This is a genomic window from Microbacterium sp. ET2, assembly GCF_030347395.1.
Lineage (GTDB): Bacteria > Actinomycetota > Actinomycetes > Actinomycetales > Microbacteriaceae > Microbacterium > Microbacterium albipurpureum.
This window is the reverse complement of sequence record NZ_CP128170.1, coordinates 773,607-799,625: the sequence shown is the minus strand read 5'-3', so window position 1 is coordinate 799,625 and position 26,019 is coordinate 773,607. Positions and strand designations below refer to the sequence as shown.

The window sequence follows — 26,019 nt, the reverse complement described above, 5'->3', positions numbered from 1 at the left end:
GCCGGCCAGGTCCTCCCGCCGGGGGCGGACGTCGGCGAGCGGGTTGTCAAACTGCCGCAGCAGCGACGCCAGTCGCATCATGGCGCGGTCCCGCTCGCGGACGTTGTCCTCCCACCCCGGATGCGGCAGGCGCCGCTCGATGGTCGTGGCGACGTGTTCGATGGTGTCGGGGTTCCAGGGGTTGTCGTCGCCGCGCTCGAGCGCGATGCGGGCGTACACCGGTCCGAGGACTTCGGCGTGACGGCGGAGCCCACCACGGGTGTTGAGGCTCACTGGTGGTGAACGGCCCGATCACCGACCAGCGCAGGCCCAGGCCCTCCCGCACGAGCGTGTCGATGTCCTCGGCCGACACCACGCCGTCGCGGACGAGGCAATAGGCCTCGCGGAGCATCGCGCCCTGCAGGCGGTTGAAGGCGAACCCCTCGATCTCGCGGCCGAGCACGATGGGAGTCATCCGTGCGCGCACGAGGAGCGCCCGGGCGGTGGCGACCGTGCTCGCGGCGGTGAAGGACGCGGGGACGACCTCGGCGACGCGGAGGAAGTACGGCGGGTTGGCGGGATGGACGACCAGACACCGCTCGCGTCCGGCGAGACCCGCGGCGAATGCCGAGGCGGTGATCGTCGACGTCGAGCTCGCCAGCACCACCCGGGGGTCGGTCAGCGCGTCGAGCTGGGCGAAGAGCTGCTGCTTGACGCCGAGGTCTTCGATCACGCACTCCTGCACGAAGTCCGCTCCGCTCACCGCCGCCTCGAGGCTGTCCACGACCTGCACCCGCTCCAGGATCGTGGCGACCGGTTCGTCCAGCAGGCCCGCCTCGGACAGCTCGCCGAGCATGTTCGTCACCTCGCCGATCGCGGCTCTGCGCACACCCGGCGCGGCTTCGAAGATGCGCACTCGGATTCCGGCGGAGGCGAACACGATGGTCCAGGCGATGCCGATGCTTCCGGCACCGATCACAGCCACGGTGTCGGCGATGGATGCCGCGGCATCGGGTCCTGAGGGCGGGGGTGAAGTCATGTCGGCATCCGATCCGAGGTGGCGTTCTGAGCGGTGATCGAAGACGGTCACCGGATGTACGAGGCTCCGTTGAGGTCGATCGTCGAACCGGTGAGGCTCGGGCATCGATCCGAGGCGAGGAAAGCGGCGAGCTCGGCGACCTCCGTCGGGTGGACGTGGTCACCCATCGCCAGGCCGTCGGCGACGGCGTCGATCTGCGAGGCATCCAAGTCGGCGGTGCCCATCCCGGCCCCCACGACGCCGGGCGCGATCGTGTAGACCCTCACACCCGACCGGGCGTTGGCGCGCGCGAGCGTCTGGGCGAAGTTCCGCAGGGCCGCCTTCGAAGCGGCGTAGGCCCCGAGATCGGGAATGCGGCTGCCCTGCAGGGCCGCCCAGCTGGAGATCGCGATGATGGTTCCCGAACCGCGGGCCGACATCGTCGCCACCGCCTCCCGCATGAGCGTCGCCGCGGCCACGACATTGACCTGCAGCGACAGCTGCCAGCCACGGTCCCAGGCCCCGTCGTCGCCAGCCAGAGGCGTCGGTGTGAGGGCGGCGGCGTTGACGACGACCGTGTCGATGGCGGACATCTCGCACGCCCGGTGCCAGAGCGCGCGGGCGGCCTCGGGGCCGTCGAGATCGGCGTGGAGCAGAGAGCGTCGCGACTCGGGGATGACGGCGAGAGCGGCCTCGGCTTCGGATCGCCGGCTGCGAAAGGTGCCAATGACCCGGGCGCCCTCACGACCGAAGGTCGCGGCGGACGCCGCTCCGAGAGCACCGGACACTCCGGTGATGAGGGCGGTGCGATCGGCAAGTGTCGTCATGGTCTTCAGAGCATCCCGCCGTCGACGGGGAGCAGGTGCCCGGTGATGGCCCGGGACAGCGGCGACGAGAGGAAGACGGCCGCATCCGCGACATCCTGCTCCTCTGCCAGCCGGCGGAGAGCGGTGAGCTCCGCCGCCTTCGCCAGCGCCTCGGCGCGGGACAGGCCCGTGGTCGCTGCGCGGCCGTCGACGCGAGAGAGGAGGGCGGCGGTGGCCACAGGGCCGGGTGCGATCGCGTTCACCCGGATGCCGCGCGGACCGAGCGCCATCGCGGCCGACCGTACGACGCCGAGCACGGCGTGCTTGCTGGCGACGTAGGACAGCAGGTGGGGGTCTCCTCGCCAGGAGTTGAGGGACCCGATCGCGACGATCGTCGATCCCGGCGCCATGTCGGGTGAGAGCGCGGCGATGGCGGTGACGACGCCGGTGACGTTGACCGCCATCACGCGGTCGAAGTCCTCCAGATCCACCTGGTCGGGGGCGTGCCAGGACGGAACGATCCCCGCGGCTGCGACGAGGCCGTCGAAGGGTCCGCACTGCTCGGCGAGGCCGCGGATCGCCTCTCGCGCCCCGCGCTCGTCGGTCAGATCGGCCTGCGCCGAGGGCCACCCCGGGCTCGAGCCCGGCTCGGGGGCGATCAGATCGACGACGGCTCCGGTGGCTCCCGCCGCGCCGAGGGCTTGCGCGATCGCCGCGCCGAGGCCCCGCGCGCCGCCGGTCACGAGGATCCGGCGGCCGGAAAGCAAGGTCGGCGACGTCGCCGCTGCGGGCGATGCGCCGGAGGAGAGATCGTCCTGTGCCACCTGTCTGCCTTCGTTCCGTTGTCAGTAACGTACGTTATGCGAACGAACTATCGCAATCCGAACAGTTCTGTGCGTATTGCGGACAAGTGTTCGTTGTGCAACCATCGCTCCACAACAACAGTCCGGGGAAGAAGAGATGCACGGAACAGATTTCCGATTCGGAACGCTGCTGGGGGTCGACCACATCGGGGTCGGCGTCTCCGACATGGCGGCGTCGTTGGCCTTCTACGCCCAGCTCGGCTTCATCGACGTGGTCTTCGACTACACCGGCGAACTCCCCGGGATGGCTCCTGTCACCGGCCACGCGATCACGCGCGCGCGGGTGGCATATCTGCGTTCGAGCCAGCCCACCGTGCTCGGCCGTTCGGGGATCAAGCTGGTCCAGATCCTCGACCGCCCTCAGCCGCCGCTTCCGGAGGGCTTCGCCTACGGCGAGCCGGGGATCTGCGAGGTGTGCATCCACGTGCAGTCGTACGAGCAGTTCCACGAGAAGCTGGTGGCCGCGGGGCATCGCGTCCTGATGGAGCCGAACGACCAGATCCTGGAGCCCTACGACACGCACTGCGGCCTGTCGTATGTCGAAGACCCCGACGGAGCCAAGCTCGAGTTCATCGAGTGGCGCTCCCTCGAGTCGGGCTGGCCCTATCCCGACGGACCACAGGGGGTCAACCACGTCGCCTTCGGTGTCGGCAGCGCCGACCGGACCGAGGAGTTCTACCGCAAGCTCGGCTTCACCGCGAAGCTCTTCGACATGGCCGGTGTCAACGAGCCGATGAACCAGTGGTTCCTCGACGTCGGCCGGCAGCCGCCCAGCCAGCGGATGATGATGCTGATGAGCCCCCACGGCGGTTCGCTCGAGCCCGTCGAGCAGAGCCCCGCCGGTCCGGACATGCGGGGAGAGTGGGGACACCTCGGAACCTTCGAATTCGCCATCGGCGCCCGAAACCTCGACCTCGCCGTGGACCACCTCGAATCGATCGGCGTAGAGCTCGTCGGCGAACCCGCGGAGATCGCCCTCGATGACCGTCGCTCGTGGCGCTACGCCTACTTCCGGGACCCGGACGACCTCTACGTCTCGGTGACGGAGGTGCGGGCGTGAGCACGCGCACCGCCACCGTGGACGAGGTCACCGCCCACGCTCACCCGATCATCCAGCTTCAGAAGATCAACAAATCCTTCGGCAAGACGCAGGTGCTGTTCGACATCGACCTGACGATCGAAAGGGGTCAGCACGTGGTGCTGTTCGGCCCTTCGGGGTCGGGGAAGTCGACGGTCCTGCGCAGCATCAATCTGCTGGCCGACCCGGATTCTGGTTCTCTCAAGTTCGACGGGGTCGAGTTCGGCCCGGGGCTCGCCGGCGACCAGGCCCCCCGTGGTGGTCGCTTGGCGCTGCGCCGCCGGGTGGGAATGGTCTTCCAGCAGTTCAACCTGTTCCCTCACCTGTGCGCCCTCGACAACGTCGCCCTGCCGCTGCGGAAGGTGCGGGGCATGAGTCGGTCGGCGGCCCGGGAGAAGGCGGCCGTGACGCTGCGCCGTGTGGGCCTGATCGACCGTGCGGCGAACTACCCGGCCGAGCTCAGCGGCGGACAGCAGCAGCGCGTGGCCATCGCTCGCGCGCTCGCCCTGGACCCCGAGGTCATGCTGTTCGACGAACCCACGTCGGCACTCGATCCGGAACTGGTGGGTGAGGTGCTGAAGACGATGAGGGAGGTCGCAGAGACCGGGATGACGATGGTCGTCGTCACCCACGAACTCGGCTTCGCCCGTGAGATCGGCGACCTGAACGTCTTCATGGAGGAGGGGCGGATCGTGGAGACCGGCCCGCGCGGGTTCTATGACAACTGCCGCAGCGACCGTGCCCGCGAATTTCTCCGGGCGGTGATGTGATGTCGATCACCGACTACGACTGGAGCCTCATCTGGGAGAACCGCGAGGCGCTCCTGGCGGGTCTGTGGACCGCGTTCTCCGTGGCGATCGTGGGTCTGGTCATCTCACTGGTTTTCGGCCTGCTGCTGGCCGTGCTCCGCTCTGCGCCCAAGCCGTTCTCCTGGATCGCCCTGGTCTACATCAACATCTTCCGCGGCGTTCCGGCGCTGGTGAGCGTGATCTGGGTGTACTTCGGCCTGGCACTGCTGCTCGGAGTGCGGTTCTCGGTGTTCGAGGCCGGCGTGATCGCCCTGTCGCTGCTCTACAGCGCCTTCTTCGCCGAGATCTTCCGTTCCGCCCTGCAGGCGGTGCCGAGCGGCCACACCGAGGCCGGATGGGCCCTGGGGATGCGGTCGATCCAGATCTTCTTCTCCGTCACGCTCCCGCAGGCGGTGAAGATCGCCCTGCCGAACATCGGCAGCATGTTCATCGGGATGGTCAAGGACACCTCGACCTTCACCGTCATCGGGCTGCTCGAGGTCGTGCGGGTGACCCAGAACCTCGTCGCGACCAGCTTCCAGCCATTCGTGCTCTACACCGCTGCAGCCGTGATCTACGTGCTCGCCGCATTCGCGATCGATCTGGTGTTCCGCCTCATCGAGAGCACGTACGTGCGCCCGCCCCTCGGAGTCCTCGGCCGTGCCCTGCGCGCCCGCCAGCGGCGACGGATCGAGGCGCTGGCGGCACGCGTGAAAGCCGTCACCCCCCGCACCGGCGTGATCGCCACCCCCCAATAGTCCTTGCCGCCCCTTCGAGCACTCCCACCCACCTGAACGATCGGAGACCGTTGTGAACACACGATTCAGCCGGAAGGCGCTGCGCCTTCCCGTCATCACCGCCCTGGCGGCGGCAGCCCTGGTGCTCTCCGCCTGCGGCGGAGGCAACGCGGGCACTGACGGCGGCGGGGATTCCGGCGGTGATGCACCGGCGGCGGAGGACACCGGCCTCATGACCCCGGGAACCCTCGTGGTCGGGATGAACCTGCAGTACAAGCCGCAGATGTTCCTCGAGGGCGACACCCCCTCGGGCTACGACGTCGACCTCCTCAACGCGCTCGCCGACGACCTCGGTGTGGAACTGGACATCCAGAACCTCGACTTCAACGGGCTGATCCCGGGCCTTCAGTCCCGGCAGTTCGACATGGTGTCGGTGGGCCTGGGCGCCACCGACGAGCGCAAAGAGGTGATCGACTTCAGTCGCGGCTACGTCCCCTACGCCACCATCCTGGGCGTGCAGCCCGGCGAGGAGCTCGGAACCACCCTCGAGGACTACAACCAGGAGGGGGTCGTCATCACCGCCCTCCAGGGCTCCACCGGCGAGCAGCTCGTGCGCGACACCTTCCCCAACGCGACCGTTGCGGGCTTCCCCGACCAGAACGCGGCGCTTCTCGAAGTCGCCACCGGACGCGCGGACGCGGTGGTCGTCGAGGACTACATCCTGGCCGAGTTCGATCGGTCCAACCCCGACCAGCTGACCGCGCTCGAGCTCGACGAGCCGCTCAGCCTCTACTACGGCGCCTGGGGTGTCCAGAAGGACAACGCCGCCCTGGTCGGCCAGCTCGATGCGTTCCTGTGTCAGGCTCAGGAGGACGGCACCCTCGAGGAGCTGTACACGAAGTGGATGGCCCCGACCATGCCCGAGATGCCCGGAGGCTGCTGATCGATGACCGTCGATGAGCACGTGCACGACGTCCTGATCATCGGGGGCGGTCCGGCCGGCATGGCCGCCGCCGCGACCGCGGCGACGCGCGGACTGGATGCGGTGCTCATCGACGAGCGTCCGACCCTCGGCGGGCAGGTGTACAAGCAGCCTGGTCCCGGGATGCGGGTGGTGAACGGCCGCGAGATGGGGAAGCAGTACCGCCAGGGTCGGAGTCTCATCGACGAAGCCGAGGCCTCGGGGTCCACCCTTCGCCTGCGCTCGAGCGTCGTCGACCTGGAACCGTCCGACGACGGGTGGACCGCCATGGTCCACCCGGAGGACGGCGTGGTCGTACCGCTGCGTGCGCGTGCCGTCATCCTCGCCACGGGAGCGCACGACCGTCCGGTCGTCTTCCCCGGCTGGGACCTTCCCGGCGTCATCACCGCCGGTGGTCTGCAGACCCTGGCCAAGACGCAGTCCTTCGTCCCGGGAGACCGGGTGGTCTTCGCAGGCTCCGGTCCGGTCGCCCTCGCCTTCCCCGCGCAGCTGGCCGGGTACGGCGCGAACATCGTCACCGCGCTCGAGGCCGGACCCGCACCATCCATCACCGACCTCGCCCGCATCGCCGCCGCCGCCCCGGGAAACGTCGGCCTGCTCGGCGACGCCGCGCGGTATCAGGCGACCCTGCTGCGTCGCGGGATCCCCCTGAAGTACCGTCGCATCGTCGTCCGCGCCGAAGGAGAGGGCCGGGTCGAACGGGTCGTCCATGCGCGGGTGGACGAGCGGTGGCGCGTGCTCCCCGGCACGGAGGAGGTCATCGACGCCGACATCCTGTGCATCGGCTACGGTTTCACTCCCAGCGCCGAGCTGCTGCGCCTCGTCGGCTGCCGGTTCGACGTCGACGAGGATCTCGGCGGCCCCGTCGTGCATCGCGACGACCTCGGCCGCACCGATGTCGCCGGCATCTATGTCGCCGGCGACGGCGCGGGCGTCGAAGGATCCGCTGTGGCCGCCGACGAGGGCCGCCTCGCCGCGTTCGCCGTGATGCAGGACCTCGGGGCGCCGATCGAGGGCGCCGCGGCGGTCGAGGAGCTGCGTCGCCGGATCGGCCGGCGTCGCTCACTCACCAAGGCGACCACCCGGATGTACCACGTGGGCGACGGGATCTTCGGTCTGGCAGACGACGACACCGTCGTCTGCCGCTGCGAACGCGTCCGTGAGGCCGACATCCGAGCAGCGGTGACCGAGGCGGCGGATGTCAGCGCCGTCAAGGCCCTCACCCGCGCGGGAATGGGCCCGTGCCAGGGCCGCATGTGCGGGCGGCACATCGCGGCTCTCATCGCCGAGCAGAAGGGTGTCGCACCGTCGACGGTCCTTCCGGCCACCCCGCGCATGCCCGCGCGTCCGGTGCCGATCGGGGCGATCGCCGACGCCGACGTGGCCGACCCGGGTCTGTTCCAGGCGGGGGAGGACGACCCCGTCGAACCCGAGCGCACCGACCTCGCCCCCGACGATCTCGCGGGACAGCCGCGGGACCCCCTGACCGATACCGACGTCCTCGTCATCGGCGGGGGGATCGCCGGCGCGGCCGTCGCCTACTACCTCGCCCGCGAGGGCGTCGAGGTGGAGCTCCTCGATCGCGGCCAGCTCAACCGCGAAGCATCCGGAACCAACGCCGGCAGCTTCCACTTCCAGCTCGCCATCCACCAGCTCTCCGGCAAGGGCACCGACGCCGACCGGTCGCGGCTGCTGAGCGACGCGCGGGCCAGCGTCGAGGCCTACGCGCTGTGGACGTCTCTCTCCGACGAGCTCGGTGCCGATGTCGGGCTTCATCAGACCGGCGGGTGGATGGTCGCCGAGACTCCGGAGCAGCTCTCCCTCCTCCATGAGAAGCATCTTCTCGAGGAGGAGGCGGGGATCCACACCGAGGTGCTCGAGGGAGCCGCCCTGCGCGCCCGCGCGCCGTACTTCTCCGACCGTGTGCTCGGAGCGACCTACTGCGACCTCGAGGGTCACGCGAATCCGCTCATCGTCGCGCCGCTGTACGCCCGGCGTGCCCGCGAGCACGGCGCCCGCCTGCGTGTGGACACCGAGGTGTTCGCCATCGAGGCCGACGAGTCCGACTCGTCGTATCGCTTCCGGGTGACGACGAGTGCCGGCGTCATCCGTGCCCGCCACATCGTCAACTGCGCCGGCGGCTGGGCGGGCGAGATCGGCGCCATGGTGGGGCTCGACTTCCCCATCAGGCGCGAGGGTCTGCACGTCAACGTCACCGAGGCTCGCCGGCCCCTCCTGCCGTCGATGATCCAGCACATCGGTCGCCGGCTGACGCTCAAGCAGACCCATCACGGCTCCTTCATCATCGGCGGCGGGTGGCCGAGCCCGGCAACGGGCTACCCGCGCCGCTATCCGACGACCTGGCGGAGCGCCGCGGGGAACCTCCGTGTGGCGTTGGACGTCGTCCCGCAGCTGGAGGACGTGAGGGTCGTGCGCACGTGGTCGGGGGTCATCGCCTTCACCGACGACTACTCGCCGATCGTGGGAGAGTCGGAGCGCGTGCCCGGCTACCACGCCTGTGTCGCCTCGACCGGATTCACCTTCTCCCCGATCTACGCCCGCCAGGTCGCCGAATCCATCGTCGGTCCGGCGCGCACCGCCTCCCGCTTCCCGACCCGGTTCTCGCTGGACCGCACCATCGCCTCGGCACCGACGCGATGACCACAACCCTGAGGAGCACTGCCCGATGAACCGCGACGATGTCGACTGGGCCGGCTATTTCCCGGCCGTCGTCACTCCCTTCACCGAGACCGGCGAGCTCGACCTCGCCACCCTTCACGCGCTTATCGAGCAGTATGCCGACCGCGGCATGCACGGGGTGGTCGTCAACGGCACCTGCGGCGAGTGGTTCTCGCAGAGCGAGGACGAGCGCCGGCAGGTCGCCGAGACCGCCGTCGCCGCCGCGGGGGGCCGGCTCCGCGTCCTCGTGGGCTGCACATCGAACACCGCGGCGAACGTCCTGGCCCTCGGTCGTCACGCGATCGGTGCCGGCGTCGACGGCGTGCTCGTCTCGCCTCCGCCTTACATCAAGCTCTTCCCGAACGAGGTCGTCGCCTGGTACGAGGAGATCGGCGCGTCGCTCCGGGCGCCCGTGGTGGTCTACAACTGGCCGCACGGGACCGGCATCGACATCGGCACGGAGCTGGCCGACCGTCTGGCAGACGTCGACGCGGTCGTGGCGATCAAGGATTCCACGCCGGACGCCGATCAGTTCTTCGAGACCTCGCGTCGCGTGCGCGACCGAGTGCGGGTCTTCGGTCCGTACATGTCCGCGCGAGGGGTGGACGTGCTTCGCAGCGAGGGAGGCGACGGCACCGTCGGCGGCGGTTCGCTCTACGGGCGACCGGACCCGCAGTTCTGGGAGGACCACTGGTCCGGAGACGTCGATCGGATGCGGGCACACGCCGAACGATCCGACCGGCTGTTTCCCAAGCTGTGGCTCCCCGGAGGGTGGGCGGGTCAGTTCGGCTCGTACCAGGCGCAGCTGAAAGCCCTCATGCACATGCTGGATCAGCCGGCGGGTCACGTGCGACGACCGCGGCTGCCGATCACTAACGCCGACGACCTTCGGGCGATGCGATCGATCCTCCAGGAGGAGGGCCTGCTCGCACCGGATCGGGTGCCCGCGTGAGCGGCCGGCGACTGCCCGGCCACGGACTGGAACGGGGCCGCCCGGTCGACATCGTCGTCGACGGCGTGACGGTGACCGCCTACGAGGGGGAAAGCGTCGCGGCCGCCGTCATGGCCGCCGAGACGCTGGCCCTGCGTGTCACCGAGGGTGGCGCCCCGCGCGGCTACTTCTGCGGCATGGGCGTCTGCTTCGACTGCACCATGGTGGTCGACGGCGTGCCGCAGACCCGCACCTGCATGACGTGGGTGCGGGCGGGGATGACCGTCGAGCACCAGCTCGGCGCCGGCGCCGGCGCGCCGGACCCCGATTCCGCCCGCTGACCCCCGCCGGCCGCGCGAGGGAGGACCGGCCGCGGCTCAGGGAATGCTCTCGATGTACTTCGCGCGGTTGTACTGCCACGGCCACGCCAGTTCGCCACCGAGCGCCGCCGCGGCGCGGAGCGCGAACGTCGGTTCGCGCAGGAACTGCCGGGCGACGTAGACGACGTCGGTATCCTCCGCGCCCAGGGCGGCCTCGGCCTGCTCGGGGGTCGTGATCAGGCCCGCGACACCCACCGGAGCGTCTGTCGCGGCGCGCACGGCTCGCGAGAGCGGGAGCTGGTAGCCGGGGCCTGCGGGGATGGCCTGATCGGGGTTGTTGCCGCCGGAGGACACGCTCACGAGGTCGACCCCGTCGATCAGGTGAAGCGCCGCGATGGTGTCGTCCACGGTGACGCCGCCGGGAACCCACTCCGACGCCGAGACGCGCAGCACGACGGGCATGTCGGACGGAACGCGCGCACGCACGGCCTCGACGACCTCGCGGACGATCCGCGAGCGCCCGGCGACGTCGCGGCCGTACTCGTCGGTGCGGAGGTTGGAGGTGGGGGAGAGGAACTGACCCAGCAGGTACCCGTGCGCTGCGTGGATCTCGACGAGGTCGAAGCCGGCCTCCACCGACCGTGCGGCGGCATCGCCGAATTCCGCGACGATGCCTGCGATCCCGTCGCGGTCGAGTTCGACCGGCGGTTCGAACGGTCCCCAGGCGACCGGTGACGGCCCGACCGTGGTCCAACCGCCCTCCGAAGCCGGCACCGACCCGCGCCCCCGCGTCGGGGGGTACGTCGAGGCTTTGCGCCCGGCGTGGGAGAGCTGGATGCCGATCAGGCTGTCCATGCCGTGGACGAAGTCGACCACGCGCCGCCACCCGGCCGTGTGGTCGTCGTTCCAGATGCCGGCGTCGTCGGGGGTGATGCGTCCGACGGGCGAGACCGCTGCGGCCTCGGTCATGATGAGGCCGGCGCGCCCGATGGCGAACGAGCCGAGGTGGACCAGGTGCCACTCACCCGGCATGCCGTCGACGGAAGAGTACTGGCACATCGGGGCGACCCAGAGGCGATGGGGGACGGTCAGGCCGCCCACGGTGATGGGGTCGAACAGGCGCGGAGACAGACGGGGCACGGGGGTCCTTCGGAAGAATGCGAGAAAGCGGTGCGGTCTACGAGGGGGTCACTCGTAGGTCTTGCGCCGGTCCAGCAGCGCAAGGTCCGCGCTCATGGCGCGGGTGGCGTCGAGCAGCTGCGGAAGATAGTCGGTGACGAGCTGCTCCACCGATACCCGCGAGGTCGACACGGAGAGGTTCACGGCGCTGACGTAGCGACCGTCGGCGCCGATGACCGGGGCTGCGACAGAACGCGCACCGAGGTCGACCTCCTGGTTGTTCAGCGCCCAGCCCTGCTGACGGACCTCGGCGATGCGCGCGCGCAGCTCGGCCTCGTCGATGATCGTCGCGGGGGAGAGCTTCTCGCGCGGGTAGGTGCGGAAGTACTCATCGAGAGCGGCGTCGTCGAACTCCGAGAGCAGCACCCGTCCGGTCGAGGTGCAGAAGGCGGGCAGTCGCCGGCCGATCCCCAGACGGATCGGCATGATCGTCTCGGTCGCGGCGCGGGCGACGTAGACCACGTCGCCGTCGTCGTACTCGCAGGCCGACACCGACTCGCCGATCTGAGCGGACAGGCGTCGCAGGTGATCCTGGATGATGTCGATCCGGCTCGAGGAGGACAGGAACGCATAGCCGAGGTCGAGCACCCGGGGGCGCAGGTAGAACCGGTTCTGACGGCTCCCGACGTATCCCAGTGTCTCGAGCGTCAGCAGCGCCCGACGCACCGAGGCGCGGCTGAGGTGGGTGATCTTGGCGACGTCGGCCAGCGACAGCAGGTCCCGCTCGTTGGAGAAAGCGCGGATGACGGCGAGCCCGCGATCCAGGGATTGGATGAACTCGCCCGACTTGCGGTCGGTCTCGGTGTCGGTCATCGCGCTACGTTCCTCTGTGACGTCGGCGGAAAGTGGGATCACCATATCAATCCGTCTCCGCCGTCGACCGGCCGCCCCGCGGCATCCGGGTCATGCGACGCCCTCGATGCAGATGTACTTCAGGTCGGTGTACTCCTCGATCCCGTGCCGGGAGCCCTCGCGGCCGATCCCCGACTGCTTCACCCCGCCGAAGGGGGCGCCCTCGTAGGAGATGAGGCCGGTGTTGACCCCGACGACCCCGACCTCGAGGGCTTCGGACACGCGTGTGATCCGACCGATGTCGCGGCTGAAGAAGTAGCCGGCGAGGCCGAACTCGGTGTCATTGGCCATCCGGATGGCCTCCTCCTCGGTGGAGAAGCGGATGACGGGGGCGAGCGGCCCGAACGTCTCCTCACGGGAGAGCAGCATGTCGGTGGTGGCGTCGACGACGAGCGTGGGGGTGAAGAACGTCCCTCCCCGTTCGGTGAGGTCGCCGCCCTGCACCACGCGGGCGCCCTTGTCGCGAGCGTCGTCGATGTGACGGCGGACCTTGTCGACCGCGGCGGGGGAGATGAGCGGCCCCTGGGTGGTGCCCGGCTCGCGGCCGTCGCCGACCTGCAGCTTCGCCATCTCGCGGCCGAGCGCCTCCACGAAGGCGTCGTGGATGCCGTCCTGCACGAAGATGCGGTTGGCGCACACGCAGGTCTGCCCCGCGTTGCGGAACTTCGAGTCCATCGCGCCCTTGACGGCGTTGTCGAGGTCGGCGTCGTCGAAGACGATGAGCGGAGCGTTCCCGCCGAGCTCGAGAGCCAGGCGCTTGAGGGTGCCGGCCGACTGCGCCATGAGGATGCGCCCGACCTCGGTCGAGCCGGTGAAGCTGATGGTGCGCACACGCTCGTCGCGGGTCAGCACCTCGCCTAGGCGGGGGCCGGAGCCGGTGACGACGCTCAGCACGCCGGCGGGGATCCCCGCCTCCTCGGCGAGGGCCGCGAGGGCGAGGGCCGACAGCGGCGTCTCCTCGGCGGGCTTGATGATCATCGAGCAGCCCGCCGCCAGGGCCGGTGCGGCCTTGCGGAGGATCATCGCGCACGGGAAGTTCCACGGTGTGATCGCCGCGGTCACGCCCACGGCGCTGCGGATGGTCATCATGCGGCGGTCGGGGTTGTTGGTCGGGATGACCTCGCCGTAGAGGCGCTTGGCCTCCTCGGCGAACCACTCGATGAAGCCGGCGCCGTAGAGGATCTCGCCGCGCGCCTCGGCCAGCGGCTTGCCCTGCTCGGCGGTCAGGAGCTGCGCGAGATCGTCCGCGCGCTCGACGATGAGCTCGTACCAGCGGCGCAGGATGCGAGCACGCTGCGGGGCCGGCGTGCGCGACCAGCCGGCGAAGGCCTCCTGCGCCGCGTCGATCGCCGCGACCATGTCGTCGGGGGTGGCCACGGCCACCTCGGCGACGGTGTCGCCGGTGGCCGGATCGATGACCGGGGCGGACTCTCCGGCGGAACCGTCCCGCCACCCGCCGGCGATGTGAAGCTGGGTACGTAGAAGATCGTCGGCGATCAGCGTCGCTGGTGTGGACATGGGCGCCCTCGTCCTTTCCGGACCGAACGGAAGGTGATGTTTGATCCTCACCCAGCATAGAGGTAGTGTGCGAGAAGCGACCATAAGTGCGTAATGCGAACGGATGAAGCCTATGACGAACGTCGAGGAGTTGGACCGGACCTTCCTGTTCCACCCGATGACCAACCTTGCTGCCCACGCGCAGAACGGCCCCCACATGACCGTGGTCGAGGGTCACGGCGCGACGATCATCGATCGTGCGGGCAATCGATATCTCGACGCGATGGCGGGCCTGTGGTGCGTCAACGTCGGCTACTCCCACCCCGACATGGCCGAGGCCCTGCGCGCCCAGGCGCTGAAGCTTCCGTACTTCCACGCGTTCTCGTCGATGGGAACCGACCTCCCCGCACGCCTGTCGGAGCGTCTGATCTCGATGGCCCCCGTGCCGATGAGCACGGTCTTCTACGGCAACTCGGGGTCGGACGCCAACGACACCCAGGCCAAGCTCGTCTGGTACTACAACAACGTGCTCGGCCGACCGCAGAAAAAGAAGATCATCGCCCGCCGCCGCGGCTACCACGGCGTCACGGTCCTTTCGGGCGGCCTCACCGGTCTGAAGAACCTGCACGACGGCTTCGACCTGCCGTTGCCGATGATCCGCCACGTGCGACCCCCGCACCGGCTGTGGGAGCGCGAGCCCGGCCAGACCGATGACGAATTCGCCACGACGCTTGCCACCGAGCTCGACCGCTTCATCATCAACGAGGGACCCGAGACGGTCGCGGCGATGATCGCCGAGCCGGTGATGGCCGCCGGTGGGGTCATCGTGCCGCCGGATACGTACTTCCCGAAGGTCCAAGAGGTCCTGGACCGTCACGACGTGCTCCTCATCGCCGACGAGGTCGTCAACGGCTTCGGTCGCCTGGGGGTGCCGTTCGGCAGCCAGTCGGTCGGCATGAAGCCCGACCTGATGACCCTCGCCAAGGGCATCACCTCCGCCTACGTCCCGCTGTCGGCCATCCTCGTCAGCGAGAAGGTCTGGAAGGTCCTGCTCGAGGGGTCGGCGAAGTTCGGCAGCTTCGGGCACGGGTACACCTACTCCGCCCACCCGCTGGCGGCAGCCGCGGCGATGGCGAACCTCGACATCATCGAGCGCGAGGACCTGGTCGCCACCGTGGCGCGAAACGGGGAGCTGCTGCACGAGATGCTGCGCGACGCATTCGCCGATCACCCCCACGTCGCCGAGGTGCGTGGGCGGGGCCTCATGGCGGCGGTGGAGTTCGTGGAATCCCGCGATCCGCTGCGCCCCTTCGCCGCGCAGGGCTCGTTCGCCGCTGCGGTGACGAAGGCCTCCCTCGCCGCAGGCGTCATCACCCGGGCGCTTCCGGCAGCCGACACGGTGTCGTTCTCGCCGCCCTTCGTCACCACCCCCGACGAGACTCGAGCGCATGGTCGCCGGTGTGCGCACCGGCCTCGACCAGGCGGTCGCCGACCTCCGCCGCGGGTGAGATGACCGCGCGCGTCGGTGTCGTGCTGAACCCCGTCGCGGGGTTCGGCGGCACGCGTGCGATGCACGGCACGGATGACCTCAGCGCGGCGCAGTACGACGACGCCGTGGCGGCCGGTCGCGCCCGGGCCCGCCTGGTGCGCGCGCTGCGACGCGCCGTCGCCGATGGTGATCTCCCGGTCTTCCTGGGAGCGGACGGGGTCCTGGGGGCGGACGCGCTCCGCGAGGCCGGGGTGCCGTTCCAGAACGTCTCCGTCCCGCGCGGTGCACGGACCACGGCAGCCGACACCCGCGCGAGCGTCGATGCCCTGATCGCCGCGGGCGCGGACTGCATCGTCTTCGCCGGCGGCGACGGCACCGCGACCGACATCGCCGACGTCGTCGGTGAGACCGTCCCCCTCATCGGCGTGCCGGCGGGGGTCAAGATGCACTCCGAGGTGTTCTCGCGCTCCCCCGAGAGTGCGGGACGACTTCTCCGCGATGTCGCCGCCGGTCGCGCGACGGTGCGTCGGGTGGAGATCCTCGACGTCGCCCCCGGCGCACCGGACGGGCCTCGCCCGCTGCACACCGTCGCAGCGCCGGTCTCGCGGGATCCGCTGCAGGGGCCCAAGGCCGTGGCCGCATCCGGACCGGGCGCCCACGACCGGCGGGGGATCGCCCGGGCGCTCCTGGCGGACGCCTCCGCCGAGACCACCTGGATCCTCGGTCCCGGCACGACCACCGCCGCGGTCGCCGAAGCCCTCGGCTTCACCCCCACTCTGCGCGGCGTGGACGTGCGCCTTCCCGACGGGTCGGTCGTCCACGACGTCACCGAGCAGCGCCTGTACGACCTCGTCTGCTCTGCCAGGCGCCCGCGTCTGGTTCTCGGCGTCGTGGGCGGCCAGGGGTTTCTCCTCGGCCGCGGGAACCAGGAGATCAGTCCTCGCGTGGTCGCGGCGATCGGGGCCGAGCAGGTCGACATCGTCGCGACCGAGGACAAGGTCGCGGGACTGCATCCGCCGATCCTGTTCATCGACGCCGATCCTTCGCCGCAGCGACCCGGGAGCGGAGCATCCTCCCACCCCCTCCTGGGGTACCGGCGCGTGCGCACCGGAGCCCGTGACATCCGAGTCCTCAACGTCGTCGATGCCGCGGCCTGAGGCGCGGATCCCCCCACCCGTTCACACGATCACACGCGAAGGAGCACCGCAGATGCGTCGGTCCCACCCCTACATGGCCAATTCGGCGGAGGCCAGCCGCACCGCCCTCCTCGACGCGGTCGGCGTGAGCGACCCCGATGAGCTGTTCCGCCAGATCCCGGCGGAACACCGATCGGATGACGCGATCACGCCCTCCCGCGGCATCGCCTCGGAGTTCGAACTGCGCCGGATGCTGGAGGGGCGCCTGCGCGGGGTCGCCTCGACCGATTCGCACGTGTCGTTCCTCGGCGGCGGGTACTGGAAGCACCACATCCCCGCGCTCTGCGACGAGATCGCCAGTCGACCCGAGATCTCCACCTCGGTGTGGGGAACGCCCAGTTCCGACCACGGCCGCAATCAGGCCTGGTTCGAGTTCACCTCGCAGGTCGGCGCCCTGCTCGACCTCGAGTTCGTGGGTCTCCCGGTCTACAGCTGGGGCTGTGCCGCCGGACACGCGCTGCGGATGGCGGCGCGGCTGACGGGCCGGTCCGTCGTCGTCATCCCCGAGGGGCTCGACCGTGAACGGCGACTGGTCATCGAGACCTACTGCGGCTCCCGGGAGCTCGGCGGTTCGCTGAGCATCCGCGAGGTCGCTCTCGACCGCGCCACGGGCACGGTCTCGCTCGAGGCGCTGTCGGCCGTGCTCGACGAGGAGGTCGCCGGGGTCTACCTGGAGACGCCGAACTCGTGGGGCGTGATCGAGGCCGACATCGCCCGGATCGTCGACGCCGCCCACGCCGTCGGCGCGGAGACGGTCGTGGGAGTCGACCCGATCTCACTGGGCGCTCTCGCCTCGCCGGCCTCCTTCGGTGCCGACATCGTCGTCGGTTCGCTGCAGCCGCTGGGGATCCCTTTGAACGCCGGTGGCGGCGTGGGCGGATTCATCGCCAGTCGCGACGAGGAGCGCTACGCCCGCCAATTCCCGACGCTGCAGGTCAGCCTCGCGCCGACCCGCCGCGAGGGCGAGCGCGCGTTCGGGATGACGCTGTTCGCCCAGAGCTCCTACGGCGCCCGCGAGCTCGGCAACGACTGGACCGGCAACTCCGTCTACCTCTGGGCGGTGCGCGCGGCGGTCTACCTCGCGCTTCTCGGGCCGCAGGGGATGCGGGAGCTCGCCACCACCGTCGCCCGCAACGCCCGTCGGACGGCCGCGCTCCTCGCCGAGGTGCCCGGGGTGTCGGTGCGGTACGCCGACGCCATCTTCAAGGAGTTCATCGTCGACTTCTCCCAGACCGGCATGTCGGTCTCGCGCATCAACGAGGAGCTGTTCGCCCGTGGCATCCTCGGCGGCCACGACCTGTCGGGCTCCGCCGACGGCCTCGACGGCTGCGCCCTGTACTGCGTCACCGAGGTCACCACCGAGGACGACGTGACTCGCCTGATCACCGCACTGAAGGAGGTCGCCGCCTCATGAGCGCCATCCGCCGCTACCACGCCGCGTCCTGGGACGAACCCGTCGTCTACGAGCTGGGGGCGCCCGGCCGGCGCGGCGTCGTGCCGCCCGCATCCTGGGCACCGGACTCCGACGACCTCTTCCCCCAATCCCTGCGTCGCACCGCCGACGCCGACCTGCCGGAACTGGCCGAGTACGAGGTGCGCCGTCATTACACCCACCTGGCGCAGCAGACCATGGGGATGATGGGGATCAGCCTCTTCGGCACCTGCACGATGAAGCACAATCCCACCGTCAACGAGCAGATCACGGCCCGCCCCGAAGTCGCGGCGGTGCATCCGAGGCAGGACCCGGCCACCTACCAGGGACTCCTCGGCATCGTGCACTCGCTCGAGGGCGAACTGCAGAACCTCTCGGGGATGGCCGCCTTCAGCTTCCAACCCGGCGGCGGCGCCGACGCGGCGTACCTCCACACCGTGATCACACGCGCCTACTTCGCTTCGCGCGGCGAGCTGGGCGAGCGCACCCAGATCATCACCACGGCGCAGGCTCACCCCTGCAACCCCGCAACGGCGAAGGCCGCCGGGTTCGAGGTGATCACCCTCCCCATCGAGGAGGACGGCTACCCGAGCGTCGAGGCGCTGCGGGCCGTCGTGGGTGCGCGGACCGCGGCGCTGATGCTGAACAATCCCGACGACATGGGGATTTACAACCCCCACATCACCGAGTTCATCGACGCCGTGCACGAGGTCGGCGGGCTGGCGTTCTACGACAGCGCGAACTTCAACGGCGTGATGACGCGGCTGCGCGCCCGCGACCTCGGGTTCGACGCCTGCATGTACATGCTCCACAAGACCTTCGGGGTGCCCAAGGGCGGCAACGGCCCGTCCGTGGGCGCGTACGGCTGCTCCGAGGAGCTCGCCCGCTTCCTCCCCGGGCCTCGGGTGGTCAAGATCGGCGAGTCCTACGACCTCGTCGAGCCCGAGCACAGCGTCGGACGCGTCCGCGAGTTCCTCGGCAACGTCCAGCAGCTGGTCAAGGCGTACTCGTGGACGAGGGCGATGGGCACGGAGGGTCTACGCGAAGCCGCCGACCTGTCCGTACTGGCGAACAACTACATGGAGAAGCAGCTCATGGCCCTCCCGGGGGTGACGATGTCCTTCCCCGGGAAGGCTCTGCCGCGCCTGGAGATGACCCGCTACTCGCTGGAGGAGTACACCGCCGAGACCGGTGTGACCGGCCATGACGTGCAGAACCGGATGACGGACTTCGGCATCGACGCGTTCTGGACATCCCACGAGCCGGCCTTCATCCCCGAGCCCTTCACCCCCGAGGCGGGGGAGATGTGGTCGAAGGAGGATCTGGACGAGTGGATCGCCGTGCTCGCCCACGTCCTGGAGGAGGGTCGCCGCGACCCCGAACTGGTGCGCACCGCGCCGCACAACCAGGTCGTCGCCCAGATCGACGGCTCGGGACTCGATGACCCCGACACCTGGGCGGTGACGTGGGCCGCCCATCGCCGGAAGGCCGCCGCGCGGCAGCCGGCCGGTTCGTGACCGCCGTGGGGGAGCGCGACGACGAGCGGGAGATCCGGGATCTCTCGCACCGCTACGCCGTCGCGCTCGACCGCGGCGACGCCGAGTCGTGGGCCGCGCTGTTCGCCGAGGACATCGCCTTCGAAAGCGGCGGAACGGTGCGCGGACGTGAGGACGTGCTCGCCATTCCCGCGGATCAGCTCCAGCGGTACGAGCGCACCCTCCACGCCGTGACCACGCAGGTGGTCGCCTGTGACGGCGACCACGCGACGGGCACCGTGTACTGCATCGCCCACCACCTCTACCGAGACACCCACCAGCACGGGAGGTTCCCTTTCGACCTCACGCACGCCTTCCTCATCCGCTACGAGGACGAATACGCCCGCATCGGCGGCCGGTGGGTCTTCACTCGCCGTTCCGTGATCACCGAAGCCCGCTACGTCCACCAGGTGATCCCCGGCCCGCCCGTCGCAGCCTGAGCGGCGTGGGCCGCCGGCGGTCTGTCCCGCACACCGGCGCGCGACACAATGCCGACGGCGCGACACAATGCCGACGGGGCGACACAATGGTGTCCATGTCCGACATCGACGACGCCGTGACCGCCCTCGACGACGACCGGTGCTGGGAGCGCCTGCGCGACCATCGGCTGGGACGCCTCGTCACCCGCGTGGGGGACGTGCTGGACATCTTCCCGGTGAACTACGTCGTGGACGACGACACGATCCTCTTCCGTACCGCCGAGGGCAGCAAGCTGTTCGAGCTGACCGTCAACGACGAGGTGCTGTTCGAGGTCGACGACTACACGGACCAGGAGGCGTGGAGCGTGGTGATCCGGGGGCGAGCCCAGCGACTGGACACCTCCGCCGAGGTGGAGCGCGCCGACGGCCTGGGGCTGACGCCGTGGATCCCGACGGTGAAGTACGTCTACGTCCGCATCGTCGCCCACGCGATCTCCGGGCGCGCCTTCCCGCGCGGTCCGGAACCGGACCGGTACGGCGTCGCGTCGTACTGAGTGATTCGCGGGGTCCCCGGGCATGGCGTAGACTGGGAGATGCAGTTGAAGTCTGCATTCTTTCGCCGTGCCCGCCGGTCGGGACCTCCTTCCTTTCAGGCAGGGGCAGAAGTCTGCAGGCATCCCGGGGTCGGAAGACCCTTAGGGCGGTAGCTCAATTGGCAGAGCAGCGGTCTCCAAAACCGCAGGTTGCAGGTTCGATTCCTGTCCGCCCTGCGCGTCAGCGTCTGCTGGCACGAGGAAACAATCAGGTGGGTGGCATGCTCCAGGACGAGCCGAAGAACGAGGTGGTCGCTCGCAGCGACGCACCCCGAGAGAAGAAGCCCAACTTCTTCGCGCGCATCGTCCTGTTCATCCGACAGGTCTTCGCCGAGCTCCGCAAGGTCGTCACACCGACCCGGCAGGAACTGGTGAAGTTCACCGCCGTGGTGCTCGGTTTCGTCCTGGTGATGATGGCGATCGTGTACGGACTGGACGTGCTGTTCGTCTGGATCGCCCAGTACGTCTTCGGCATTCCGGGCGCCTGATCCGACAACGCGTCCACCGGGTTCGTCCGGTGGTGGCGCGCGATGCGTCGAGCCGGATCCCCCGGTCACGACAGAGGAAGAGAACACAAGTGTCTGAAAGATATGTCGACGACGCCGACTGGGCGCCCGCGGCGGAGCAGTCCTCCGAGGAGGACGAGGCCCAGGAGGGCAACATCCTCGAGTTCGAGGAGCGCGCGAACACCCCCGCCGAGCACAGCGCGATCCACATCGTCGACGACGAGGACGACACCGAGGACGACACCGAGGAGCTCGACGACATCGAAATCCAGGATCCGGAGGCAGACGCCATCGTGAACGACGCCCTGAACATCGACGAGACCGCCGAGGCCGAGGCGGCGGCGGAGGTCCTCACCGACTCCGTCGCGGAGGAGGTCGCCGAGCTCGAGGCCGAGGCCGCCGACGAGGTCGCTCCTTACGACGGCCCGGACGTCAACGGCGAGGACGACCGTGAGGACGCCGCCGACGACGAGGAGCTCGACCCGTTCGAGGCCTTCCGCGCCGAGCTGCGGTCCCTCCCGGGCAAGTGGTACGTCATCCACTCCTACGCCGGGTTCGAGCGCAAGGTGAAGGCGAACATCGAGCAGCGCAAATCCACGCTCGAGGTCGAGGACGAGATCTACCAGATCGAGGTCCCGATGGAAGACGTCGTGGAGATCAAGAACGGCCAGCGGAAGATGGTCACCCGCGTCCGGATCCCGGGCTACGTGCTGGTGCGCATGGACCTCAACGAGGACACCTGGTCGGTCGTGCGTCACACCCCGGGTGTCACCGGGTTCGTCGGCAACGCGCACAACCCCACCCCCCTCCGCTTCGAGGAGGCCTTCACCATGCTGAAGAGCCTCGTCGAGGTCAAGGAGGTCGCCCCGGCCAAGGGCGCGGCCAAGGGTGCTCCCGCCGCCGCGCGCAGCATCCCCGCCGAAGTCGACTTCGAGGTCGGCGAGACCATCACGATCAAGGAGGGTTCGTTCGCGGGCCTTCCCGGCACCATCAGCGAGATCAAGCCCGAGAGCGGCAAGCTCACGGTCCTCGTCTCGCTGTTCGAGCGCGAGACCCCCGTCGAGCTCAGCTTCGACCAGGTCACCAAGCTCTGACCCCATAGGCACCGCGGTCCGGAACGGCCGGAACCGCGGGAGAAGCGGATGCTGCGGCATCCGGTTCGAAGAAAGGAAACGACAATGGCACCGAAGAAGAAGGTGACCGGCCTGATCAAGCTCCAGATCAACGCCGGCGCCGCCAACCCGGCACCGCCGATCGGCCCTGCGCTCGGTCAGCACGGTGTGAACATCATGGAGTTCTGCAAGGCGTACAACGCCGCGACGGAGTCGCAGCGCGGCAACGTCATCCCCGTCGAGATCACCGTCTACGAGGACCGCAGCTTCACCTTCGTCCTGAAGACCCCGCCGGCCGCCGAGCTGATCAAGAAGGCTGCGGGCGTGCAGAAGGGTTCGCAGACGCCGCACACGGCCAAGGTGGGCAAGCTCACCAAGGACCAGGTGCGCCAGATCGCCGAGACGAAGATGCCCGACCTGAACGCGAACGACATCGAGGCCGCCTCGCTGATCATCGCCGGCACCGCCCGTTCCATGGGCATCACGGTCGAGGACTGAGGGGGAGAACAACCATGGCTAACAAGTCCAAGGCCTACCAGGCCGCCGCCGCGAAGATCGCGGCCGACACGTTCTATTCGCCCACCGAGGCCGTCGCCCTGGCCAAGGAGACGGGTTCGGCGAAGTTCGATTCGACCGTCGAGGTCGCGCTGAAGCTCTCGGTCGACCCCCGCAAGGCCGACCAGATGGTGCGCGGCACCGTCATCCTGCCCCACGGCACCGGCAAGACCGCCCGGGTCATCGTCTTCGCCACCGGCCCCGCAGCCGAGGCCGCCATCGCGGCCGGTGCGGACGAGGTCGGCGGCGCCGAGCTCATCGAGAAGGTCGCGGGCGGCTACACCTCCTTCGACGCGGCCGTGGCGACTCCTGAGCTCATGGGTCAGGTCGGTCGCCTGGGCAAGGTGCTGGGTCCCCGCGGCCTCATGCCCAACCCCAAGACCGGAACGGTGACCCCGAACCCCGCCAAGGCGGTCGAGGACATCAAGGGTGGAAAAATCGAGTTCCGCGTCGACAAGCACGCCAACGTGCACTTCGTCGTCGGCAAGGCGTCCTTCAGCGCCGAGCAGCTGGATGAGAACCTCAAGGTTGCCCTCGAGGAGATCATCCGTCTGAAGCCGTCGAGCTCGAAGGGCCGCTACATCCAGAAGGGCGCGGTGTCGACCACGTTCGGCCCCGGCATCCCGCTGGACGTCAACTCGCTGGCCTGACCGCCATCGCACAGAAGGGGCTCCGCCGTCAGGCGGGGCCCCTTCCGTCGTTCCGCGCAGCTGCTCGGGGTCGGACTCAGAGGGGCACGACGAGGCTCACCCCCAGCGCGATCATGACGACCGCGACGCCGGCGTCGAGGATCCGCCACGAGGCGGGTGTGGAAAGCCACCGTCCGAGGTAGCGAGCCCCCATGGCGAGGCCGAAGAACCAGATGACGCTGGCCGCCATGGCCCCCGCGGCGAACAGCCAGCGACCGTCGCCGTGGGTGTTGGCGACCGAGCCCAGCAGGAAGACGGTGTCGAGGTAGACGTGGGGGTTGAGCCAGGTGAGGGCGAGGGTCGTGACGACGACGGGGAGAAGCCGTGTGCGCGTGGCGGTCGCCACGCCCCCTGTGCCCGCACCCCGCCCCGGCGCGTCCCGCTCCGACGCATCCTCCTCGCGCACCGCGAGAGCATCCCCACTCGGGCGCCAGGCGCGGCGGGCGGCGAGCAGCCCGTAGCCGATGAGGAAGGCCGCTCCTGTCCACCGGATGGCGGTCACCAGCCACGGCAGAGCCTGGAGCACGAGGCCGATTCCTGACACGCCGATGCCGATGAGCACCGCGTCCGACACGGCGCACAGGGCCGCGACGATGAGGACGTGCTCGCGCCGCAGCCCCTGCCGGAGGACAAAGAGGTTCTGCGCGCCGATGGCGATGATGAGCGAGAAGCCCAGGCCGAGTCCGGCGAGGAGCGGAAGAGTCACCCTTGCACGTTAGGAGCGCGATCGGATGAGCACCAGTTCAGGCTTCTTCAGGTGCATTAGCATCACTTCAGATGCGCATTCCCTTCGACCTTGCCGAGACCCTCGCCGCGGTGGCCGACGAGGGCACGATGGATGCCGCCGCGCGGCGGCTGCGGATCACTCCGAGTGCGGTGAGTCAGCGGGTGAAGGCCCTCGAGTCGCTGCTCGGACAGGTGCTTCTCGTCCGCTCGCGTCCCGTGCGCCCGACCGCAGCCGGTGTCGCCGTCGTCCGTCTCGCCCGGCAGCTCGCCCTCCTCGAGCACGACGCGATCGCGGGCTTCACCGGCGACGACGCGGCCGGGACGCGTGTGTCGGTACCGCTGGCGGTGAACGCCGATTCGCTTGCCACATGGTTCTTGACACCGCTTGCGACGCTCGCCGAGCGGCATCCGATCGTCTTCGACCTGCACCGCGACGATCAGGACTTCACGGCGGGACTGCTTGAGTCGGGCACCGTGATGGGCGCGGTCACCTCGCGCGAAGAGCCCGTGGCCGGATGCCGAGCGATCGCCCTCGGCCTCATGAGATACCAGGCCGTCGCCACCCCCGCGTTCCACGATCGGTGGTTCGCGCAAGGCGTGACCGTCGACGCGCTGACGGTCGCCCCCGTGATCGACTTCGATCGTCGCGATGACCTGCAGCGGCGCTGGCTCCGGGCTCGAGGAGTGGAGGCGACCGCGCCGCCGCGGCACTACGTCCCCGCCTCGCACGACTTCGCCGCCGCGACGCGCCTGGGCCTGGGATGGGCGTTGCTCCCCACCTCGCAGTCCGCGCAAGCGCTGAGGTCGGGGGAGCTCATCGGGCTCGGTGGGCCGCCTGTGGACGTTCCGCTCACCTGGCAGCAGTGGAACCTCCGCTCGCCGCTCCTCGACGCCGTCGCTGAGGAGGTCGTCGCGGAGGGGAGGCGGGTGCTCGTCGCACCCGAGTCCAGACGTCCGGTCAGTCGTCGCTGACGCGCAGCACGATCTTTCCGCGGGTGTGTCCCCGCTCCAGCTCGGCGTGAGCTGCGGCCGCGTCGGGCAGATCGAAGACCCGGTCGATGTAGACCTGCACGGCGCCCGAGTCCAGCAGGCGGGCGATCGTCGCCAGGGCGCCACCGTCGGGGATCACCTTGTACGAGGTGGCGCGGACCCCGGCCTCCTCGGCGGCCTGTGCGTAATCGGGCCACGATCCGGTGGGCACGAGCACGTACAGACCTCCCGGTCGGAGGACCTGGAGGGACCGGCTGGCCGTGCGGTCGGACACGTTGCCGACGAGGTCGATGACGACGTCCATCTCGCCGACGACCTCCTCGAACCGCGTCGAGGTGTAGTCCACGACCACGGCGGCGCCCAGTTCGCGCAGCCATGCGGCGTTGCGCCCGGAGGCGGTGGCGGTGACATGAGCACCGAAGTAGGCGGCGAACTGCACCGCGAAATGCCCCACCCCGCCGCTGCCGGCGTGGATGAGCATCCGCTGGCCCTCATGCGCGTGCGCGGTCTCCACGACGAGTCCCCATGCCGTGAGAGCTGCCAGCGGCACGCCTGCCGCCTCGACGTGGGAGAGGGACGCGGGCTTGCGCGTCACCGACTGCGAGGGGACCACCACGTACTCGGCGTACGTGCCGCCGGTGCGGGGGAAGGGCGCCATGCCGAACACCTCGGTTCCCGGCGTCAGCGGATGCGCCTCGAACGGTGAGGAGATCACCACGCCGCTGAAGTCGAATCCCGGAACGACCGGTGTGTCGCCGAGCGCTGCCGCCACGCCTCTTCCGGCCCGGGTCTTGGCGTCGATCGGGTTGACCCCGGCAGCGACGACGCGCACGAGGAGTTCGCTGAGCACGGGGCTCGGGGTCGGCGCCTCGCTCCATCGGAGCACATCGGGGCCGCCGGCACCGGCGAGGACGACGGCGCGCATCGTCTCGGGCGGCGCGTCGGGCGGTGCCGCCGGTGCCTGCGGGGGAGAGGGGGATCGCAGCGGCCGGAAGCGCATCGGTCGCTCCTTTCTCGCGCCGCCCCTCGTCGGGGACGCAGGCAGATGTGTCGGTGAGACTCAGTACA

General features: G+C 69.7%; 26 protein-coding genes and 1 tRNA gene. 19 read left to right on the top strand and 8 right to left on the bottom strand.

Annotated features, from left to right (window positions below):
- Positions 1–46: 46 nt before the first annotated feature.
- From QSU92_RS03935 to QSU92_RS03925, 3 genes are read right to left on the bottom strand one after another with little or no spacing between them, the layout of a single operon-like run.
- Positions 47–1,018, bottom strand: a complete 972-nt coding sequence (locus QSU92_RS03935) for a 3-hydroxyacyl-CoA dehydrogenase NAD-binding domain-containing protein (protein WP_289264884.1) — start codon at positions 1,016–1,018, stop codon at positions 47–49.
- Positions 1,019–1,065: 47 nt separating this feature from the next.
- Positions 1,066–1,824 (bottom strand): SDR family NAD(P)-dependent oxidoreductase, encoded by a 759-nt coding sequence (locus QSU92_RS03930; protein WP_289264883.1) that lies wholly within the window; start codon positions 1,822–1,824, stop codon positions 1,066–1,068.
- Between the two features lie 5 nt (positions 1,825–1,829).
- Positions 1,830–2,627, bottom strand: a complete 798-nt coding sequence (locus QSU92_RS03925) for an SDR family NAD(P)-dependent oxidoreductase (RefSeq protein WP_289264881.1) — start codon at positions 2,625–2,627, stop codon at positions 1,830–1,832.
- 136 nt (positions 2,628–2,763) lie between these two features.
- Between QSU92_RS03925 and QSU92_RS03920 the strand changes: the two genes are divergently transcribed.
- Genes QSU92_RS03920 through QSU92_RS03890 form a run of 7 tightly spaced genes read left to right on the top strand, consistent with a single transcriptional unit; the run spans position 2,764 to position 10,202 of the window.
- Positions 2,764–3,726, top strand: a complete 963-nt coding sequence (locus tag QSU92_RS03920; protein WP_289264880.1) for a VOC family protein — start codon at positions 2,764–2,766, stop codon at positions 3,724–3,726.
- Entirely contained in the window at positions 3,723–4,514 is a 792-nt protein-coding gene (locus tag QSU92_RS03915; protein ID WP_289264879.1) for an amino acid ABC transporter ATP-binding protein, read from the top strand. Before QSU92_RS03920 ends, QSU92_RS03915 begins: the two co-directional genes overlap by 4 nt.
- Positions 4,514–5,290: an amino acid ABC transporter permease gene (locus tag QSU92_RS03910; RefSeq protein ID WP_289264878.1), complete on the top strand. Its 777-nt coding sequence runs from the start codon at positions 4,514–4,516 to the stop codon at positions 5,288–5,290. The genes QSU92_RS03915 and QSU92_RS03910 overlap by 1 nt, the downstream gene beginning before the upstream one ends.
- Before the next feature lie 52 nt (positions 5,291–5,342).
- A complete protein-coding gene (locus tag QSU92_RS03905) occupies positions 5,343–6,212 on the top strand; it encodes a transporter substrate-binding domain-containing protein (RefSeq protein WP_289264877.1) in 870 nt (289 codons plus the stop codon).
- A gap of 3 nt (positions 6,213–6,215) precedes the next feature.
- Positions 6,216–8,912: an FAD-dependent oxidoreductase gene (locus QSU92_RS03900; RefSeq protein WP_289264876.1), complete on the top strand. Its 2,697-nt coding sequence runs from the start codon at positions 6,216–6,218 to the stop codon at positions 8,910–8,912.
- Between the two features lie 25 nt (positions 8,913–8,937).
- On the top strand, positions 8,938–9,882 hold the full coding sequence (locus QSU92_RS03895; protein WP_289264875.1) for a dihydrodipicolinate synthase family protein: 945 nt from the start codon (positions 8,938–8,940) through the stop codon (positions 9,880–9,882).
- Positions 9,879–10,202, top strand: a complete 324-nt coding sequence (locus QSU92_RS03890) for a (2Fe-2S)-binding protein (RefSeq protein ID WP_289264874.1) — start codon at positions 9,879–9,881, stop codon at positions 10,200–10,202. The genes QSU92_RS03895 and QSU92_RS03890 overlap by 4 nt, the downstream gene beginning before the upstream one ends.
- Positions 10,203–10,238: 36 nt before the next feature.
- On the opposite strand, the gene QSU92_RS03885 is transcribed toward QSU92_RS03890, so the two are convergent.
- The 3 genes from QSU92_RS03885 to QSU92_RS03875 form a co-directional block, all read right to left on the bottom strand.
- Complete coding sequence (locus QSU92_RS03885; RefSeq protein WP_289264873.1) at positions 10,239–11,321, bottom strand: NADH:flavin oxidoreductase/NADH oxidase; 1,083 nt, start codon at positions 11,319–11,321, stop codon at positions 10,239–10,241.
- A 48-nt stretch (positions 11,322–11,369) separates the two neighbouring features.
- Positions 11,370–12,173 carry an IclR family transcriptional regulator domain-containing protein gene (locus tag QSU92_RS03880; protein ID WP_289264872.1) on the bottom strand — a complete coding sequence of 268 codons (804 nt, stop codon included), beginning with the start codon at positions 12,171–12,173 and terminating at the stop codon, positions 11,370–11,372.
- A 90-nt stretch (positions 12,174–12,263) separates the two neighbouring features.
- Positions 12,264–13,730 carry an NAD-dependent succinate-semialdehyde dehydrogenase gene (locus QSU92_RS03875; protein ID WP_289264871.1) on the bottom strand — a complete coding sequence of 489 codons (1,467 nt, stop codon included), beginning with the start codon at positions 13,728–13,730 and terminating at the stop codon, positions 12,264–12,266.
- 112 nt (positions 13,731–13,842) lie between these two features.
- Between QSU92_RS03875 and QSU92_RS03870 the strand changes: the two genes are divergently transcribed.
- From QSU92_RS03870 to rplA, 11 genes are all read left to right on the top strand, one after another.
- Positions 13,843–15,222, top strand: coding sequence for an aminotransferase (locus QSU92_RS03870; protein ID WP_289264870.1), 1,380 nt, complete (start codon positions 13,843–13,845; stop codon positions 15,220–15,222).
- Positions 15,219–16,355 (top strand): ATP-NAD kinase family protein, encoded by a 1,137-nt coding sequence (locus tag QSU92_RS03865; protein WP_289264869.1) that lies wholly within the window; start codon positions 15,219–15,221, stop codon positions 16,353–16,355. The genes QSU92_RS03870 and QSU92_RS03865 overlap by 4 nt, the downstream gene beginning before the upstream one ends.
- 52 nt (positions 16,356–16,407) lie before the next feature.
- Positions 16,408–17,808, top strand: coding sequence for an aminomethyl-transferring glycine dehydrogenase subunit GcvPA (gene gcvPA / locus QSU92_RS03860; RefSeq protein WP_289264868.1), 1,401 nt, complete (start codon positions 16,408–16,410; stop codon positions 17,806–17,808).
- Positions 17,805–19,343: an aminomethyl-transferring glycine dehydrogenase subunit GcvPB gene (gene gcvPB / locus QSU92_RS03855; protein ID WP_289264867.1), complete on the top strand. Its 1,539-nt coding sequence runs from the start codon at positions 17,805–17,807 to the stop codon at positions 19,341–19,343. The genes gcvPA and gcvPB overlap by 4 nt, the downstream gene beginning before the upstream one ends.
- Positions 19,340–19,801: a nuclear transport factor 2 family protein gene (locus tag QSU92_RS03850; protein WP_289264866.1), complete on the top strand. Its 462-nt coding sequence runs from the start codon at positions 19,340–19,342 to the stop codon at positions 19,799–19,801. The genes gcvPB and QSU92_RS03850 overlap by 4 nt, the downstream gene beginning before the upstream one ends.
- 95 nt (positions 19,802–19,896) lie before the next feature.
- Positions 19,897–20,334, top strand: coding sequence for a pyridoxamine 5'-phosphate oxidase family protein (locus tag QSU92_RS03845; RefSeq protein ID WP_289264865.1), 438 nt, complete (start codon positions 19,897–19,899; stop codon positions 20,332–20,334).
- A 143-nt stretch (positions 20,335–20,477) separates the two neighbouring features.
- Positions 20,478–20,550, top strand: a tRNA-Trp gene (locus QSU92_RS03840).
- A gap of 44 nt (positions 20,551–20,594) precedes the next feature.
- The gene (gene secE / locus QSU92_RS03835) at positions 20,595–20,861 is read left to right on the top strand and encodes a preprotein translocase subunit SecE (RefSeq protein WP_124293955.1); all 267 of its coding nucleotides are present in this window, start codon (positions 20,595–20,597) and stop codon (positions 20,859–20,861) included.
- Between the two features lie 89 nt (positions 20,862–20,950).
- Positions 20,951–21,973, top strand: coding sequence for a transcription termination/antitermination protein NusG (nusG, locus tag QSU92_RS03830; RefSeq protein WP_289264864.1), 1,023 nt, complete (start codon positions 20,951–20,953; stop codon positions 21,971–21,973).
- An 84-nt stretch (positions 21,974–22,057) separates the two neighbouring features.
- Positions 22,058–22,489, top strand: coding sequence for a 50S ribosomal protein L11 (gene rplK, locus QSU92_RS03825; protein ID WP_124293953.1), 432 nt, complete (start codon positions 22,058–22,060; stop codon positions 22,487–22,489).
- 14 nt (positions 22,490–22,503) lie between these two features.
- Positions 22,504–23,196, top strand: coding sequence for a 50S ribosomal protein L1 (rplA, locus tag QSU92_RS03820; RefSeq protein WP_289264863.1), 693 nt, complete (start codon positions 22,504–22,506; stop codon positions 23,194–23,196).
- Positions 23,197–23,272: 76 nt separating this feature from the next.
- On the opposite strand, the gene QSU92_RS03815 is transcribed toward rplA, so the two are convergent.
- On the bottom strand, positions 23,273–23,941 hold the full coding sequence (locus QSU92_RS03815; RefSeq protein WP_289264862.1) for a LysE/ArgO family amino acid transporter: 669 nt from the start codon (positions 23,939–23,941) through the stop codon (positions 23,273–23,275).
- 71 nt (positions 23,942–24,012) lie between these two features.
- Between QSU92_RS03815 and QSU92_RS03810 the strand changes: the two genes are divergently transcribed.
- A complete protein-coding gene (locus QSU92_RS03810) occupies positions 24,013–24,933 on the top strand; it encodes a LysR family transcriptional regulator ArgP (RefSeq protein WP_289264861.1) in 921 nt (306 codons plus the stop codon).
- Here the strand turns inward: QSU92_RS03810 and QSU92_RS03805 are convergent.
- Positions 24,920–25,951, bottom strand: coding sequence for an NADP-dependent oxidoreductase (locus QSU92_RS03805; RefSeq protein WP_289264860.1), 1,032 nt, complete (start codon positions 25,949–25,951; stop codon positions 24,920–24,922). The two genes, QSU92_RS03810 and QSU92_RS03805, sit on opposite strands and share 14 nt — an antisense overlap.
- Positions 25,952–26,019: the final 68 nt, after the last annotated feature.

Bases quoted from the DNA above. Each gene is read 5' to 3' on its own strand.
- QSU92_RS03935 (WP_289264884.1), bottom strand. From the start codon at position 1,018: ATGACTTCACCCCCGCCCTCAGGACCCGATGCCGCGGCATCCATCGCC.
- QSU92_RS03930 (WP_289264883.1), bottom strand. From the start codon at position 1,824: ATGACGACACTTGCCGATCGCACCGCCCTCATCACCGGAGTGTCCGGT.
- QSU92_RS03920 (WP_289264880.1), top strand. From the start codon at position 2,764: ATGCACGGAACAGATTTCCGATTCGGAACGCTGCTGGGGGTCGACCAC.
- QSU92_RS03910 (WP_289264878.1), top strand. From the start codon at position 4,514: ATGTCGATCACCGACTACGACTGGAGCCTCATCTGGGAGAACCGCGAG.
- QSU92_RS03900 (WP_289264876.1), top strand. From the start codon at position 6,216: ATGACCGTCGATGAGCACGTGCACGACGTCCTGATCATCGGGGGCGGT.
- QSU92_RS03895 (WP_289264875.1), top strand. From the start codon at position 8,938: ATGAACCGCGACGATGTCGACTGGGCCGGCTATTTCCCGGCCGTCGTC.
- QSU92_RS03880 (WP_289264872.1), bottom strand. From the start codon at position 12,173: ATGACCGACACCGAGACCGACCGCAAGTCGGGCGAGTTCATCCAATCC.
- QSU92_RS03875 (WP_289264871.1), bottom strand. From the start codon at position 13,730: ATGTCCACACCAGCGACGCTGATCGCCGACGATCTTCTACGTACCCAG.
- QSU92_RS03870 (WP_289264870.1), top strand. From the start codon at position 13,843: ATGACGAACGTCGAGGAGTTGGACCGGACCTTCCTGTTCCACCCGATG.
- QSU92_RS03865 (WP_289264869.1), top strand. From the start codon at position 15,219: ATGACCGCGCGCGTCGGTGTCGTGCTGAACCCCGTCGCGGGGTTCGGC.
- gcvPA (WP_289264868.1), top strand. From the start codon at position 16,408: ATGCGTCGGTCCCACCCCTACATGGCCAATTCGGCGGAGGCCAGCCGC.
- gcvPB (WP_289264867.1), top strand. From the start codon at position 17,805: ATGAGCGCCATCCGCCGCTACCACGCCGCGTCCTGGGACGAACCCGTC.
- QSU92_RS03845 (WP_289264865.1), top strand. From the start codon at position 19,897: ATGTCCGACATCGACGACGCCGTGACCGCCCTCGACGACGACCGGTGC.
- secE (WP_124293955.1), top strand. From the start codon at position 20,595: ATGCTCCAGGACGAGCCGAAGAACGAGGTGGTCGCTCGCAGCGACGCA.
- rplK (WP_124293953.1), top strand. From the start codon at position 22,058: ATGGCACCGAAGAAGAAGGTGACCGGCCTGATCAAGCTCCAGATCAAC.
- rplA (WP_289264863.1), top strand. From the start codon at position 22,504: ATGGCTAACAAGTCCAAGGCCTACCAGGCCGCCGCCGCGAAGATCGCG.
- QSU92_RS03810 (WP_289264861.1), top strand. From the start codon at position 24,013: ATGCGCATTCCCTTCGACCTTGCCGAGACCCTCGCCGCGGTGGCCGAC.
- QSU92_RS03805 (WP_289264860.1), bottom strand. From the start codon at position 25,951: ATGCGCTTCCGGCCGCTGCGATCCCCCTCTCCCCCGCAGGCACCGGCG.